Consider the following 15,550-nt stretch of genomic DNA (forward strand, 5'->3'; position numbering starts at 1 on the left):
AAAAATCGACTGCGACTTCCATGCCTATCGCTGGAGGCACCTCGTCGAGAACTTCTTCTGTAGCCTCAAAACATTCCGGCGCATCGCTACCCGATACGAGAAAACTGATCAGAGCTACCGCGCCATGATCAACCTTGCGGCCCTGAAGATCGCTATGCGCTAAATGTCCACACGCCTTAATCGAATGTGCCTGGTCGGGCAAGGAGAATGCGGCGCGCGCTTCCGGGAAAGGCCTTCGGTCTCCGCTTGGGAGGCGTTGACCATTTGCCCTCGGTTGCAATCGTTCCGTTTGCGCCGTCGATGCTGTTCTTGAAAACTGTTGCATCGCTCTATATATTCCGGTGGACCGGAAGATTTAATGAAATGGACGCAATGATGCACAGCGCGATGGAAATGCTGAAAGCGACGGAGGCGGCTGTCGTCTCGCGCGTTAGCCTGCGCGATGTTAATCGCGTGATCGACGAGCGCATCCTGCCTGATACACTGGTCTCGCTCGATAATGGCCGTCACGTCGTCGCGGCGGCCTGCTCGCTGATCACTTTCTATTTTGAGAGTGCGAAGCGGCTGACCTCGGAGGAGCGCCTGTTCGCGATCCGATCGGCCGAGCCGCGCCTGCGCCGTTGGGACAGGACGGCCACCGCGGAAATGCTGAAGGCCGACTGGACGGTGCGCGACGAATTCCTGACGATCGATCTGCGTCCCTTTTTCGAGCGGTCGATCGAACGGCTGGCGCGGTTGGATGCTGCCCGCGAACTGGTCATCTCGTCCGCCGATATACTCGGCGGCACGCCCATAATCGGGGGTACGCGCATTCCGGTCCATGATATCGCGGCAGCCATGGCCGCGGGCGTACCGGAAGACGAGATATTGGAGGACTATCCCTCGCTGACACGTGACAAGCTCGCGCTTGCGCTTCTGTATGCCGAGGCCAATCCACTGCGCGGCAGGCCCCGGCCTTTGCTGTCGGGCCTCCCCAAAGGCAGTCGCAAGCTTTCCGAGCATCGGGTGCCGCGCAGGCGCGCCGGATGAAATTCCTGATCGATGAATGCCTCAGCCCCAAGCTGACCGAACTGGCGCAGCAGCATGGATTTGGGGAATCCTCCCATATCGTCTGGTTGGGCCGTGCCGGTGCGAAGGACTGGGATCTCCTCCCGTTGATCATCGAGGGTGACTGGACGTTCGTCACGCGAAACTCCATCGATTTTCGCGGGGAGTCATCGCGTCCGGGCCAGAAGGGGCAATATGTCCGCGCCGATCTGCATGCGGGTCTCATCTGCCTCAATGGTCCCGACGGCATGCTTCGCGATTTGCAGATCGAACTGTTCGAGCAGGCGCTCCGCGAACTCGACGCCGATCCCGATCTTGTCAATCAGGTGCTGGAAATCTCGCTGGAGCCCGACGGGCAACTCAGGGTGACGCGATATGCATTGCCTGCGGATTAAGCGGCCCATGACCATATGGGCTTGCCAAGGGGAGGAAATCTCGCGAGAATCCGGCTATGAAGATGGACCTTGATCACCTGCCGGATGTCCAGCGGACCGAGCTGGATCGGGTCCAGAAAATCCTGCAGGCAGAATTTGCCGAAGCGACGTCGCGGGCCAGCCAATCCTGGAAGCGCAACGGCAAGATCCTCAAGATCATCCTGTTCGGCAGCTATTCCCGCTCCGACTGGGTGGATGAGCCTGAAAATGGATACCAGTCCGATTTCGATCTACTGATCATCGTCAGCCATGCCGACCTCACCGATGTCGCCGATTATTGGTATGTCGCCGAGGACAAGATCCTGCGCGACGAGGAAGTTCGTCGTCCGGTCAATATCATCGTTCACACGCTCGACGAGGTGAACCAGGGTCTTCGCAAAGGCGAATATTTCTGGGTGGATATCGCACGGGATGGCATTGTTCTGTACGATCTTCCTGGTAACGCTCTTTCCCTTCCGCAACCCCTCACGCCAATTGATGCTTGGGAAATGGCATCCTCATACTTCACCGATTGGATCAGGAAAACAGATAGTGCGTTAAAGATTGCAGCCTTTGCGGTCGAAGAGAACGAATATAAGGATGCCGCATTTCTTTATCATCAGGCAGCAGAGCGAGCTTACATAAGTCTCCTTCTTACTCGAACTCTATATTTTCCGCGCTCGCATAACATAAAATTTCTTCGATCTCTTACCGAAGGCATTGAACCTCGGTTGATCCCTGCATGGCCGCGCGCCACGAGAGCGGAACGACGCCATTTCGAACTCCTCAAGCGCGCTTATGTCGAGGCACGCTATTCTACACAATATGACATTACTGTCGAAGATCTTGAAACCATCGCCGCGTCCGTCCGTGCCTTGCGGGATGCCGTCGATCTGTCGGCCCGTGAACGGATCGAGCAACTGCGGATCGACGCCGGGGCCTGATCGAACGAGGTTTCCCGATCGATAGACTAGACGGGTCCGACTTGGGCCGATTTGCGCCGATCTGCACCCTGTCCCTCTGATTGAATTTCGCGGATTTTCATCCCGCTCGACCCGGTCCTGTCCGGCGAGCGGGAGCTTTTCGTGACACCGACCAAATTGCTGATCGGCCAGATTCTGGTCGTATTCGTCATTGTCATCGCCGGCATCTGGGCCGCCACGCAATGGGCGGCATCCATGCTGGCCTATCAGCCGCAGCTTGGCCCCGCTTGGTTCGCGGTTGGCGATGTTCCTGTCTATAAGCCATGGGCGCTGTTTGGCTGGTGGTATCATTTCGACGCCTATGCGCCGATCGTCTTCGACAAGGCTGGTACACTGGCCGCGGCCAGCGGCTTTGCGGGCTGCGGCGCCGCGATCTTCGGGTCGCTGTGGCGCGCGCGCCAGTCGCGCCATGTCACCACCTATGGTTCGGCACGCTGGGCTACCCATGCAGACATGCAACGCGCCGGTCTGTACCGTGAAACGGGCTTCATGCTGGGGCTGCATGGAACGCGCTATGTGCGCCATGATGGCCCCGAACATGTCATGGCCTTCGCGCCGACCCGGTCCGGCAAGGGGGTCGGGCTGGTCGTCCCGACTCTGCTTTCCTGGACGGGTTCAGCGGTTATCCATGACATCAAGGGCGAAAACTGGACCCTGACCGCCGGCTGGCGCTCGCGCTTCTCGCATTGCCTGCTGTTCAACCCGACCGATATGCGCTCGGCCGCCTATAATCCGCTGCTCGAAGTGCGTCGCGGCGCCGATGAAGTGCGGGACGTGCAGAATATCGCCGATATCCTGGTCGACCCGGAAGGCGCGCTTACGACCCGCAATCATTGGGAAAAGACCAGCCATTCGCTGCTGGTGGGCGCGATCCTCCATATCCTTTACGCCGAGGAGGAAAAGACCCTCGCGCATGTCGCGACCTTCCTCTCCGATCCCAGGCGCAGCTTCGCCGCGACCCTGCACCGGATGATGACCGCGAACCATCTGGGGACCGACAAAGCGCCGCAGGTGCATCCCGTTGTCGCGTCCGCCGCGCGCGAATTGCTCAACAAGAGCGAGAATGAACGATCGGGCGTCCTGTCTACCGCCATGTCTTTCCTCGGCCTCTACCGCGACCCCACTGTCGCGCAAGTAACGTCCCGCTGCGACTGGCGGATCGCCGACCTCATGGACGGCGCGCGGCCCTGTTCGCTCTATCTGGTCGTGCCGCCATCGGACATCAGCCGCACCAAGCCGCTGATCCGCCTCATTCTCAGCCAGATTGGCCGTCGCCTCACCGAACATCTCGACCAGCAGGGGGTCCGCGGTAGCCGGCACCAGCTCCTCATGATGCTGGACGAGTTCCCGGCGTTGGGGCGGCTCGATTTTTTCGAAACCAGCCTTGCCTTCATGGCAGGCTACGGCATCCGCGCCTTTCTGATCGCCCAGAGCCTCAACCAGATCGAGAAGGCCTATGGAGAGCATAATGCGATCCTGGACAATTGCCACATCCGCATCGCCTTCGCGACCAATGACGAACGGACCGCCAAGCGGATTTCCGATGCGCTGGGCACCGCCACGGAGCAGCGTGCCATGCGCAACTACGCCGGCCACCGGCTCGCGCCCTGGCTTGCCCATGTCATGGTCAGCCGCCAGGAAACGGCGCGCCAGCTCCTGACGCCCGGCGAGGTCATGCAGCTTTCCGCCGATGAGGAACTGGTGCTGGTCGCCGGTCTTCCCCCGATCCGCGCCCGCAAATTGCGCTATTATGCCGACCGAAATTTTACCGCGCGCGTCGCGCCGCCGCCTGTGCTCAGCGACAAAGGCTATGCCGACCGCCCGGAACCACGGACGGACGATTGGGCGGAGCAATGCCATGCCCAAGGCGGCCAGGTTGCGAGCGAAGCCGCTAACGCGCCCGCAGATGAGGGCGGCAGGGAGCAGCAGCGCCACCCTACCATCGAGATGGATGGCCGATCGGAAAAGGAGATTCCAGAGCCTGATCCTGATCGTTCGATCGCGGAAGACGAAGATGTCGTCTCCGACAAGCGCGCGATGGAACAGGCCCGGAAAATGGCGCCTGTTGTCCGTGGCCATGCCATCGATCTGGCATCCGATCAGGAGAGGGTGCTGGGCCTATGAAACGCGCACCCAAAATCCGCCAGAATCTCTACATCGACCGGGAGATCGGCGATGCGCTGGAGGCGCTCGCCAAGGGCCGTTCCGGCAACAAGAGTCGGCTGGTCAACGATGCGCTCAGCGCCTGGATCCGCAATCGCGGTATCAGCGAAGCCGACGCAGCCCTTCGCATGCGGCTGAACGAGCTGTCGAAGGAACTGGCCGGTGCGCGGCGGGACATCGACATCCTCCTCGAAAGCTTGGCGCTGTTCATCCGCTATCAGTTGATGGTGACGCCGCCGCTCGCGGACAATGATGCCGCGGGCCGCGCCGAGGGGCGAGAACGGTTCGAGGTCTTCATCGCGCAGGTCGGCCGCCAGATCGCGACCGGCAAGCGGACAATCGCGCCGACAGGCGTCGAGGGAGGCGCCGCATGACCGACACGGCGATCGAGCGGCGCAAGATCATGCTGCGCACCGCCATGGGTCCGGCGATTGCCGCCGCACTGGGTGATCCACGCGTGATCGAGATCATGGTCAATCCCGACGGCGCCCTGCGCCTCGACCTATTGGGCGAGGGAAGGGTCGATACCGACATCTATCTGCCGTCAGCGGAAATCGAACGAATCATCCGCCTGGTCGCTTCGCATGTCCGGGCCGAAGTGCATGCTGGCGCGCCGATCCTCTCCGCCGAACTGCCCTCGCATGCCGAAGGACGGGCGGGTGAACGGTTCGAAGCCATCCTGCCGCCGGTCTCGCCGGGTCCCTGCTTTGCGATCCGCAAGCCCGCATCGCGGCCCTATAGTCTCGCCGACTATGTCAGCGACGGCATCATCAGCGAAGAGGCCGCCGGCCTGCTGCGCCAGGCCGTGCGCAACCGGTGCAACATATTGGTGGCCGGCGGCACAAGCTCAGGGAAAACGACGCTCGCCAACGCGCTGCTCGGGGAAATCGGGGCGGCCGACGAACGGCTGATCCTGATCGAGGATACGCGCGAACTGCAAAGCCCGGCCGCCGATACCGTGGCGCTGCGTACGCGCGCGGGGTCGGTGACAATGACGGATCTCGTCCGCTCGACCCTGCGCCTGCGGCCTGACCGGATCATTGTCGGCGAGGTCCGGGGGCCGGAAGCGCTCGACATGCTGAAGGCCTGGAACACCGGGCATCCAGGTGGGATCGCGACGGTCCATGCCAACAGCGCGGTGTCCGCGCTCAGCCGGATCGAAAGCCTGGTGCAGGAGGCGGTCGCAACTGTGCCGCGCGCTCTCATCGCCGATGGCATCGATCTCATCGCATTTCTGTCCGGTCGCGGCGCCGCCCGGCGGCTCACCAGCCTCATGCGTGTCGAGGGGCTCGATCCTGAAGGTGCCTACCGGCTGACCGAACTTCTTATTGCGCCAACTCCAATAGGAGAATGTCCATGATTATCAGTGCCAAACTCCGTCGCATACATGCGGCAGCTGCCGCTATCGCATTCGGTCTGACGGTCGTCGCCGCCACCGCGCAGGCTGCCGGATCGGGCATGCCTTGGGAACAACCTTTGGAACAGGTGCTGGAGTCCGTCCAGGGGCCGGTCGCCAAGATCGTCGCGGTGATCATCATCATCACCACCGGCCTGACCCTCGCCTTTGGCGAAACCTCGGGCGGGTTCCGCCGGCTCATCCAGATCGTCTTTGGCCTGTCGATCGCATTTGCGGCCTCGTCCTTCTTTCTCTCCTTCTTCAGCTTTGGCGGCGGGGCGCTGGTTGCATGAGCGCGATCGAAGGCTTCGAGGTGCCGATCCATGCGAGCTTGGCTTCCCCTATATTATTGGGCGGCGCACCGCGGGGCCTTTCAATCCTCAACGGGACCTTGGCGGCCGCGATCGGCCTTGGCCTCCAGCAATGGCTGATCGGGATCGTCGTCTGGGCGATCGGGCATAGCATCGCGGTCATCGCCACAAGGCGTGATCCTGATTTCGCGCCCGTCCTCATTCGCCACCTCCGGCAGAAAGGATATTGGGCATGTTGAATCTCGCGGAATATCGGTCGCGGGCTGATCGGTTGGCCGACCATCTGCCGTGGGTGGCGCTCGTCGCGCCCGGCATCATGCTCAACAAGGACGGCAGCTTCCAGCGCACATTCCGGTTCCGCGGTCCCGATCTGGAAAGCGCGACGGACGCCGAACTGGTTTCCGCCTGCGCTCGTGCCAATAATGTGCTCAGGCGCCTCGGATCGGGCTGGGCGCTGTTTTTCGAAGCCGAACGGCGCGAGGCCATCGGCTATCCGACCGGCGCTTTCGAAGATGCCGCGTCCAGGCTTGTCGATGAAGAACGGCGCGGGCAATTTGAAGGCCGGGGACGGCATTTCGAAAGCGTCTATCATGCAACGCTGGTCTGGCTTCCGCCCGCCGACAGCAGTGATGCGGCAAGCAGGCGGCTGATCGATCGGCCCGATGCGGAAAAGTGGCGGGATTGGCGACAGGCGCTTGCAAGTTTCGCGGCGGAGACCGGACGCATCATCGACCTGTTCGCCGGCTTCATGCCGCAAGTGGCTCCGCTCGATGACGCCGGGACGCTGAGCTTTCTCCACGGCGCGATATCGGATCGGAGTCATCCGATCATGGTGCCCGAGACGCCGGTCTATCTCGACGCCCTGTTGGCGGATACGCCGCTGGTCGGCGGACTCGAACCCCGCCTCGGCGAGACGCACTTACGTACCATTACCGTCCTCGGCTTTCCCAATGCGAGTCATCCGGGTTTACTCGATGCGCTCAACCACCAGGATTTCGGCTATCGCTGGGTCACGCGCTTCATCGCGCTCGACAAGAGCGATGCGACCCGAGTCCTCACCAAACTCCGCCGCCAATGGTTCAACAAGCGCAAGTCCATCACCGCGCTGTTGCGCGAGGTGATGTATAACCAGCCCACGCAGCTGCTCGACAGCGATGCCGACAACAAGGTGGTGGACGCGGACCTCGCGCTGCAGGCGCTGGGCGGCGATCATGTTGCCTTTGGCTATCTGACGACGACGATCACCGTGTCGGACGGCGACGTCGCGGCGGTCGAGGCCAAGGTGCGGGCGGTCGAGCGGGTCGTCAACGGTCTGGGGTTCAGCTGCATCCGGGAAACGGTCAATGCCGTCGAGGCCTGGCTGTCGAGCCTGCCGGGGCAGGTCTATGCCAATGTCCGCCAGCCGCTGGTCCACAGCCTCAATCTCGCGCATTTGATGCCGCTGTCCGCCGTCTGGGCCGGGCCGGTGGATAATCGCCATCTTGCAGGGCCAGTATTGTTGCAGGCGAAGACAAGTGGAACGACGCCGTTTCGGCTCTCCACCCATATCGGTGACGTTGGGCATATGATGGTCGTCGGCCCGACCGGTTCGGGCAAGTCGGTGCTGCTCTCCTTCATCGCACTGCAATTTCGCCGTTATGCCGGCTCGCGCATCGTCTATTTCGACATGGGCCGATCCGCCCGTGCCGCCATCCTGGCGATGGGCGGCAGCCATCATGCGCTCGGCACTGGAGAAGGGGAAGACGATCCGCTTTCCTTCCAACCCCTACACGCCATCGACGACGAGCGCGAGCGCAGCTGGGCCGCCGAATGGTTGAGCGGATTGCTGGCCCAGGAGCGGGTGCTGGTGACGCCCGAGATCAAGGATGCACTCTGGTCGGCACTGTCCAACCTGGCATCCGCGCCCATTGAGCAGCGAACCTTGACCGGGCTTTCACTTCTTCTCCAGTCCAATGCCCTGCGTCTGGCACTCGCGCCTTATCTGCTGGACGGCAGCCATGGCGCGTTTCTGGACGCTGCGACCGAACGGCTGGCCTTTGCCGATGTTCAGTGTTTCGAGACCGAAGCGTTGATGGGCCGCAAGGGGCTGGTCGCCCCGGTGCTGACCTATTTGTTCCACCGGATCGAGCAGCGCTTCGACGGGTGTCCGACCCTTATGATTTTGGACGAGGCCTGGAGCCTGTTCGACGATCCGCTGTTCGCCGCGCGCATCCGCGAATGGCTGAAGACGCTGCGCAAGAAGAATGTGTCGGTGCTGTTTGCCACCCAGAGCCTGGCGGACATCAGCGAGAGCAGTATCGCGCCCGCCATCATCGAAAGTTGCCTGCAGCGTATCCTCCTCCCCAACGACCGGGCGATCGAACCGCAATCCCGCGCCGCCTATGAGCGCTTCGGCCTCAACGCGCGGCAGATCGAGCTTGTCAGCCGGGCAACGCCCAAGCGCCATTATTATCTGCAATCCCAGCGCGGCAACCGCCTGTTCGAACTCGGGCTGGGGCCAATAGCCCTCGCGCTATGCGGGGCATCGGACCCGGACAGCCAGACCCGGATCGATGCGATCCTTGCCGAGCATGGCCCCGGCCAGTTTGCGCAGCATTGGCTGGAGGGCTGCGGCCTTGGCCCTGCCGCCGATGACCTCGCCCGCTTTCCCATTGCCTCCCTTCGCCAATCCAAGGAGAATTGAGATGAATTCCCGTTTGCTAGTCCGCAAATATCTGATCGCGTCCGTCCTTGCACTCGGCGGCGCCAGTGCGGCGGGCGCGGGCTTTCTGCTCCAGAGCCGCCCGGCGCAGGCTATCCCCGTGTTTGACAGCGCCAATTATGCGCAGAACCTGCTGACTGCGGCGCGCACGCTCCAGCAGATCAACCAGCAGATCCAGTCGCTCCAGAACGAAGCGTCCATGCTGACCAACATGGCGAAGAATCTGAGCCGCATCAGCTTCCCCGAACTTCAGCAGCTGACCGACAAGTTGCGCGCAGTCGACCAGCTCATGGAGCAGGCGCAGGGCATCGATTTCAGGATCGGCAATCTCGACGCGCAGTTCCGCCGGCTGTTTCCCACCGATTATGATGCCGCGCTGCGGATGGACGTGCGGTTGGGTAATGCGCGCGAACGTTTCGACACTGCCATGGCCGCCTTCCAGCAGAGCATGGCCGTCCAGTCCCAGGTCGTCGGCAATGTGACGCAGGATGCACAGACGCTGGAAGCCCTGTCCGCCAGGAGCGAGAATGCGGAGGGTGCGTTGCAGGCGACCCAAGCGACCAACCAACTGCTCGCGCTCGCCACCAAGCAGCAGCTCCAGATTCAGAATATGATGGCCGCGCATTACCGCGCCGAAGCGGTGGAACAGGCGCGGCGGGTTCAAGCCGAGGCCGATGCGCGCACCGCGACGCGGCAATTCCTGGGCTCGGGTTCCGCCTACACGCCCCGTTGAGATGAGGCAGCGCTGGTCCCACCGCTCCCCCACGGCCGGACGCTGCCTCGTCGCGGAGCCTCGCTGCTTGTCAGCCCCTCTCGATGGCGGGGCTCCGCGACACCCATTGCCAGGGATCACAGACCATGTCTGACCTCAATGTCATCGACCGGTTCATGGCGACCTTCATCGCCTATATCGACAGCGGCTTCGGCCTGCTGGGCGGCGATGTCCGCTTCCTCACTGCGACGCTGATCGGGATCGACATCACGCTCGCGGCGCTCTTCTGGGCGATGGGCGGCGAGCAGGACGTGATCGGCCGGTTTTTGAAGAAGATCCTGTTTGTGGGTGCCTTTGCCTACATCATCAACAGCTTCTCGACCCTGTCGGAGATCATCTTCCGCTCCTTTGCCGCAGCGGGTCTGACCGCGGGCGGGGGCAGCATCTCGGCGGACGATCTCCTGAAACCCGGACGGCTTGCCGGGACAGGGTTCGAAGCCGCCTGGCCACTGCTCAACCAGGCCTCGGAGCTGATGGGGTTCACCAGCTTCTTCGACAATTTCCTGATGATCGCGATTTTGCTCTTCGCGTGGGCGATCGTCATCATCGCCTTCTTCATTCTCGCCGTGCAGATGTTCGTGACCGTGATCGAGTTCAAGCTCGTCTCGCTGGCGGGCTTCATTCTCATTCCCTTTGCGCTCTGGAACCGCACCAGCTTTCTGGCCGAGCGTGTGCTGGGTCATGTGGTCAGTTCCGGGATCAAGGTCATGGTGCTGGGCGTCATCGTCGGCATCGGCTCCAGCTTCTTTGCCGAGATGGTGGGCGCGCTGAACGAGCAGGAGCCCGATATCGGTGCGGCGATGAGTCTGGTTCTCGCAGCGCTGGCCCTGTTTGGCCTGGGCATTTTCGCGCCGGCCATGGCGTCGGGTCTTGCCTCCGGCGCGCCGCAATTGGGGGCTGGCGCCGCCGTTGGCAGCGTGGCCGGTGCCGCCGGTGTTGCGATGCTGGGCGGCGCAGCAACAATGGGTGCGGGACGAGCGCTGTCCGGTGGCGCGCTGGCAGCGATCCGGGCAGGCACGAATATGGGTACAGCCGCGCAGGCCGCCTACCAATTGGGGCAGGAAACATCTGGTTCCAACAGCATGTCCGCCGGCCTCGGTGGCGTAGCCAAGGCTGCCGCGCACGGGCTGCGCAACAAGGCGGAACAGGCGCTCGGCCTTGGCGAAGCCGCCGAGCGTGGCCGGGAAGCGGCCTGGTCGGCGTTGGGTACCGGCGCTGCCGATGCATCCGGCTCATCGTCGACCAGTAATGTGCCGAACTGGGCGCAAGCGATGCAACGTCGGCAGGATGGCCGGCATCATCGGCATCTTGCCGTGCAGACCCTGAAAGAGGGTGATCGCGGCAGCGCGGCAGCCACCCCCGACATCCATGAAAAGGACGACTGATCATGATCTTTCGACGAACGATCCAGCGATATGGCAAGACGCCGCAGCCTGAGACGCGCTACAGCCGAGCCGGCCAGGTCTGGGATGAACGGATCGGCAGCGCGCGCGTGCAAGCCCGTAATTGGCGGTTGATGGCCTTTGGAACCCTGACCCTGTCGAGCGCCATGGCGGTCGGTCTCATCTGGCAGTCGTCGCAGAGCCGGGTGGTGCCCTATGTCGTCGAGGTCGACCGATTGGGCGAGGCGCGGGCGGTGACAGAGGTTGAAGGCAACTATCAGCCCACCGATCCCCAGATCGCGTGGCAGCTCTCTCGCTTCATCGAGAATGTCCGTGGGGTGTCGCTCGATCCGGTACTGATGCGCCGCAACTGGCTCCAGGCTTATGATTTCGTGTCCGAGCGCGGGGGGCTGTTCCTCGGGGAATATGCACGTGCCCGGCAGCCTTTCGCGCGGATCGGGGAGCGCACGATTTCCATTCAGGTGACCAGTGTGCTGCGCGCGTCGGATAAATCCTTCCAGCTCAAATGGATCGAAAGCGAATATGAGCGGGGGAGCCTTGCCGGCACGTCACGCTGGACCGCGATCCTCACCGTCAAAACTCGAACGCAGCGGACGACTGATAGCCTGCGCCGCAACCCGCTCGGCATCTATGTCGATGGCATCGATTGGAGCCGGGAGGTGGATGGCGATGGTCCCGGTGCCGGGCAGGCGGCCGCAACCGCAGCGCCGAAACCATCCGCAGTCTCTCGCCCATCCACCGAAATGCCGGAGGTCGCCCGATGAAACCCTATCATGTCCTTCCATGCGTTCTGCTGCCACTCATCGCGTGTCCGGCAAAAGCAGCAGATGCCACGGGGGCGGGATCGTCCACCATCGTCAACGCGGCCAATCAGGCGGCAACGTCGAGTCCAAAAGCGGACAGGTTCCTGAACGCGGTGCAGGTCTATCCCTATGCTGTGGGCACCATCTACAAACTGATTACCGCGCCTGAGTATGTCTCCGACATATCGCTCGAGCCTGGCGAGACGCTGGTGGCGGTGGCGAGCGGTGACACGGTGCGCTGGATCATCGGCGACACAAGCAGCGGCGAGGGGACTGCGAAGCAGGTCCATGTGCTCGTCAAGCCGAGCATGGCCGGTCTTTCGACCAATCTCCTCATTACGACCGATCGACGCGCCTATCATCTGTCACTGGTGAGCACGGCCCGTACGGCGCTTACCGGCATATCCTGGTCCTATCCCCAGGATGCGTTGCTGGCGCTGCGCCGCGCGACGGACGAGGCGAAGATTCGGGAACCGGTGTCGTCGGGGATTGCCGTGGAGCAACTGCATTTCAATTATGAGATTTCCGGCGACAGGCCTGCCTGGCGACCTGTGCGTGCGTTCGATGATGGCCGACAGACCTTTGTCGAGTTTCCCGCATCCATTGTCGCGGGTGATGCGCCGCCGCTTTTTCTGGTCGACCAGAAGGGCGACGTGCAGTTGGTAAATTACCGCCTCAAGGACCGGTTTTACGTGGTGGACCGGATCTTCGATCGGGCGGAACTCCGGTTCGGGTCGAAGAAACAGCAGATCGTTCGGATCAGCCGCGTGGCCCCCGGCAAGTCTGGGAGGCGCTCATGACGGAGATCGGACAAGAGGAACCCGCATTGGCGGCGGGGCCAGGCGAGGAAGTGGCAACTATCACGGCAAACGCCTCCCGAAAGGAAAATCCTGCTTCCCTGCAAATGCGCGCCCAGCCGGTTCGCGCCTTGCGGTTCAAGCGAGAGGTCTTGATCGGTGCTGCTGCGGTCGCCTCCTGCGCGCTGGCGGGGACGGCCTGGTGGGCGCTGACCTCGAACCGTCATGTCGGTCAGGTAATGTTTGCCGAAGGCGTGGAAAAGACGGGATCGCCTGCCGATTCCCTTTCCGGCCTGCCGAAAAGCTATGATGCGGTGCCACAATTAGGGCCACCGTTGCCGGGTGATTTGGGTAGGCCTATCCTCCATCGGCAGCGCGAACGCGCGAGCCAACTGCCAGTCGGGGATGATGCAGCCGCTCTAGCCGCACGGGACGCGGCCGCCGCGCGCGAGCGGGATGTCGCTGAGTTGCGGTCAGCCCGGCAATCGACTTTGCTGGCAACGACTTCGTCGCGGGAATCGGAAGCGACAAGTGAGGGGACTGGCAAACCCACGTCCATGGATCAGCCCGCTCAGGTATCGGTGACAGAGGGGACCATTGATCCCGATCGCGATCAAAACGCCCAGGCCCGCAAGCTGCGTTTCATGGCAGCGTTGGATAAAGGAAACACCACAAACCCTTACACTCTCGAGCGGCCAATTTCGGCGAGCATAGTTTCGGCGGGCAGCGTGATCGCAGGGAGCCTTATAACCGGTCTCCGCTCCGATCTTCCCGGTCTGGTTACCGCACAGGTCTCGGAGCGGGTCTATGATAGTGCGACCGGCCGCATCTTGCTCATTCCGCAGGGCGCGAGGCTCATCGGGGAATATGATAGCGCCGTCGCCTACGGCCAGAGTCGTGCATTAATTGCCTGGCAGCGGATCATCTTGCCCGATGGAAGCTCCATCCGTTTGGATAATGCACCGGCCACCGATCCAGCTGGCTATACTGGCTTAAGCGATCGGGTAGACCAGCATAGCGGCCGCCTGCTGAAAGGCGTTGCCATTGCGACATTGCTGGGTGTTGGAGCCAATCTGACTTTTTCAGGGGAGAGCGATCTCGTTCAGGCGATGCGCGAAGCGACGCAGCAGAATGTCGCCCGTGCTGGCGATCAGATCGCTCAGCGGAATCTGCAGGTTCAGCCCACTATCACGATCCGGCCAGGGACACCGGTGAGGCTTTTGGTGCAGCGCGACCTGATCCTGCCCACGTGGAAAGAATAGGAAATACATCATGGTGGGACTGAAACTGCCAAGAATTCCAGATCGTACTCCAGTGAAGTTGACGATATTGGTCCCACCGGATCTTTACCAGGCGTTGGTTGATTATGCGACGCTGTATAGTCAGATTTATGGAAGGGAGGAGCCGCTGATCGAGCTGGTGCCTGCAATGTTGGCTGCCTTTCTGGAGGGCGATAAAGCTTTTGTGAAAGGAAGGGCAGCGTTGGAGAGACGGACATAATTGGATTACATACAGCCTGACGTGCAACGTGAGGAATCAGCAGCAGCGGCTCCCCTTCGAATGGAAGGGCACGGTTTGGCCGCTAGCATCCGCATCATGTTGAGCATTCAACCCTCAAGAAGATCATTCGGTGGGACTACGCTACAAGATGATTACAACCAAAATGGATCAAATTCTTTGCCGGCTTTTCGTCTGCAAAGGGTCAGCTATTGACCTGCCCCCCGGCAGTCCCTCGCTCATAACGAGAGTCTTGCGGTTGATGACCCTGTCCCGGTTCTGCCACCGGCCAGAACGAGAGATCCGGCGCTTCATCGGCCGGGGTTAACCCCGGCCGATGAAGCAAATTCGGCAGGCGTCATGAACCCCAGGGATGTGTGAGGTCGGGTCTCGTTGAAGTCCGTCCGCCACGCCTCGATCTTGCTCCTGGCGTCGTCCAAAGACAAGAACCAGTGCGTGTTCAGGCATTCATCGCGCGCCGGCCATTGAAGCTTTCCACGAAAGCATTTTCGGTAGGCTTTCCCGGCCTGCTGAAGTCCAGCGTGACACGGTTGATGTAGGCCCAGTGGTCGAGCGTCCGCGAGATAAGTTCCGGGCCGTTGTCCACCCTGATCTTGGCAGGCGCGCCGCCGCGCTCGAACAACAGGCGATCCATGACAGCGACCACCTGCTCGCCCTTGATCCCCTGATCGACATGGATCGCGAGGCACTTGCGGGCGTAGGTATCAACGACTGTCAATGCCCGGAAGCGCTTACCATAGAACAGGGCATCGGACACAAAGTCCATCGCCCAGATTCGTTCCTGTGCGAGGGCAGAGGCCGTTCCACCCGCCGCGCGGCCATGACGCGCCGGCGCGGCCTTTTTGCCCGTAAATTAAGACCTTCCAGGCGATAAAGGCGGTGTACCCGCTTCACATTGACAGGCCAGCCTTCGCGCCGGAGCAGGATATGAATACGGCGATAGCCATAGCGCACGCGGGTCGCCGCGATCTCCTTGATCCTGTTTCTGAGTGGCGCCTGGTCGCTTCGGATCGACCGATAGCGGTGCGTCTTGCGATCGAACCGGAGCACCGCGCAGCTAAGCCGCTTGCTCACCCGATAACGATCCTGCACCCAATGGACGATCTCGCGCAGTCGGCCAGGCGCTACACTTTTTTTGCCAGAACCTCCTGGAGCCAGCCAGGCGCTTCACCGCGGCCCGGTATCGTGCCAACCCCCGCTGCTTCTTTCGCTTCCGCGCTTCACAACGCCGAAGGCGGACCGA

The 15,550-nt window shown here is 62.0% G+C and carries 15 protein-coding genes and 2 pseudogenes; 16 read left to right on the top strand and 1 reads right to left on the bottom strand.

Annotated elements, in window-relative coordinates:
- The 16 genes and pseudogenes from BV95_RS14065 to BV95_RS14140 form a co-directional block, all read left to right on the top strand.
- Positions 1–163, top strand: a pseudogene (locus BV95_RS14065) (IS5/IS1182 family transposase); the annotation flags it as partial.
- A 44-nt stretch (positions 164–207) separates the two neighbouring features.
- Complete coding sequence (locus tag BV95_RS14070) at positions 208–1,029, top strand: DUF433 domain-containing protein (protein WP_202901565.1); 822 nt, start codon at positions 208–210, stop codon at positions 1,027–1,029.
- The gene (locus BV95_RS14075; protein WP_037453048.1) at positions 1,026–1,442 is read left to right on the top strand and encodes a DUF5615 family PIN-like protein; all 417 of its coding nucleotides are present in this window, start codon (positions 1,026–1,028) and stop codon (positions 1,440–1,442) included. Before BV95_RS14070 ends, BV95_RS14075 begins: the two co-directional genes overlap by 4 nt.
- A 56-nt stretch (positions 1,443–1,498) precedes the next feature.
- Complete coding sequence (locus tag BV95_RS14080; protein ID WP_037453051.1) at positions 1,499–2,404, top strand: HEPN domain-containing protein; 906 nt, start codon at positions 1,499–1,501, stop codon at positions 2,402–2,404.
- 141 nt (positions 2,405–2,545) lie between these two features.
- Entirely contained in the window at positions 2,546–4,567 is a 2,022-nt protein-coding gene (locus tag BV95_RS14085; protein ID WP_037453054.1) for a conjugal transfer protein TraG, read from the top strand.
- Positions 4,564–4,980, top strand: a complete 417-nt coding sequence (locus tag BV95_RS14090) for a hypothetical protein (protein ID WP_037453057.1) — start codon at positions 4,564–4,566, stop codon at positions 4,978–4,980. Before BV95_RS14085 ends, BV95_RS14090 begins: the two co-directional genes overlap by 4 nt.
- The gene (gene trbB, locus BV95_RS14095; protein WP_037453060.1) at positions 4,977–5,966 is read left to right on the top strand and encodes a P-type conjugative transfer ATPase TrbB; all 990 of its coding nucleotides are present in this window, start codon (positions 4,977–4,979) and stop codon (positions 5,964–5,966) included. The genes BV95_RS14090 and trbB overlap by 4 nt, the downstream gene beginning before the upstream one ends.
- A complete protein-coding gene (locus BV95_RS14100; RefSeq protein ID WP_409372103.1) occupies positions 5,963–6,295 on the top strand; it encodes a TrbC/VirB2 family type IV secretion system protein in 333 nt (110 codons plus the stop codon). The genes trbB and BV95_RS14100 overlap by 4 nt, the downstream gene beginning before the upstream one ends.
- A complete protein-coding gene (locus tag BV95_RS14105) occupies positions 6,292–6,552 on the top strand; it encodes a VirB3 family type IV secretion system protein (RefSeq protein ID WP_037453067.1) in 261 nt (86 codons plus the stop codon). The genes BV95_RS14100 and BV95_RS14105 overlap by 4 nt, the downstream gene beginning before the upstream one ends.
- Positions 6,546–8,996 (top strand): conjugal transfer protein TrbE, encoded by a 2,451-nt coding sequence (gene trbE, locus BV95_RS14110; RefSeq protein ID WP_037453071.1) that lies wholly within the window; start codon positions 6,546–6,548, stop codon positions 8,994–8,996. The genes BV95_RS14105 and trbE overlap by 7 nt, the downstream gene beginning before the upstream one ends.
- Before the next feature lies 1 nt (position 8,997).
- Complete coding sequence (trbJ, locus tag BV95_RS14115; protein WP_037453073.1) at positions 8,998–9,747, top strand: P-type conjugative transfer protein TrbJ; 750 nt, start codon at positions 8,998–9,000, stop codon at positions 9,745–9,747.
- A 125-nt stretch (positions 9,748–9,872) separates the two neighbouring features.
- Positions 9,873–11,171, top strand: coding sequence for a P-type conjugative transfer protein TrbL (trbL, locus tag BV95_RS14120; protein ID WP_037453076.1), 1,299 nt, complete (start codon positions 9,873–9,875; stop codon positions 11,169–11,171).
- A 2-nt stretch (positions 11,172–11,173) separates the two neighbouring features.
- Entirely contained in the window at positions 11,174–11,953 is a 780-nt protein-coding gene (gene trbF, locus BV95_RS14125) for a conjugal transfer protein TrbF (protein WP_037453077.1), read from the top strand.
- Positions 11,950–12,792: a P-type conjugative transfer protein TrbG gene (gene trbG / locus BV95_RS14130; protein ID WP_037453079.1), complete on the top strand. Its 843-nt coding sequence runs from the start codon at positions 11,950–11,952 to the stop codon at positions 12,790–12,792. Before trbF ends, trbG begins: the two co-directional genes overlap by 4 nt.
- Positions 12,789–14,051 (top strand): TraB/TrbI/VirB10 family type IV secretion system protein, encoded by a 1,263-nt coding sequence (locus BV95_RS14135; protein WP_081873387.1) that lies wholly within the window; start codon positions 12,789–12,791, stop codon positions 14,049–14,051. Before trbG ends, BV95_RS14135 begins: the two co-directional genes overlap by 4 nt.
- 10 nt (positions 14,052–14,061) lie before the next feature.
- Positions 14,062–14,289, top strand: coding sequence for a DUF2274 domain-containing protein (locus tag BV95_RS14140; RefSeq protein ID WP_037453082.1), 228 nt, complete (start codon positions 14,062–14,064; stop codon positions 14,287–14,289).
- Positions 14,290–14,597: 308 nt separating this feature from the next.
- On the opposite strand, the pseudogene BV95_RS24585 reads toward BV95_RS14140, so the two are convergent.
- Positions 14,598–15,444: pseudogene (locus BV95_RS24585) on the bottom strand (IS3 family transposase); the annotation flags it as partial.
- Between the last annotated feature and the right edge of the window lie 106 nt (positions 15,445–15,550).

This window comes from Sphingobium chlorophenolicum (assembly GCF_000722875.1).
Taxonomy (GTDB): Bacteria; Pseudomonadota; Alphaproteobacteria; order Sphingomonadales; family Sphingomonadaceae; genus Sphingobium; species Sphingobium chlorophenolicum.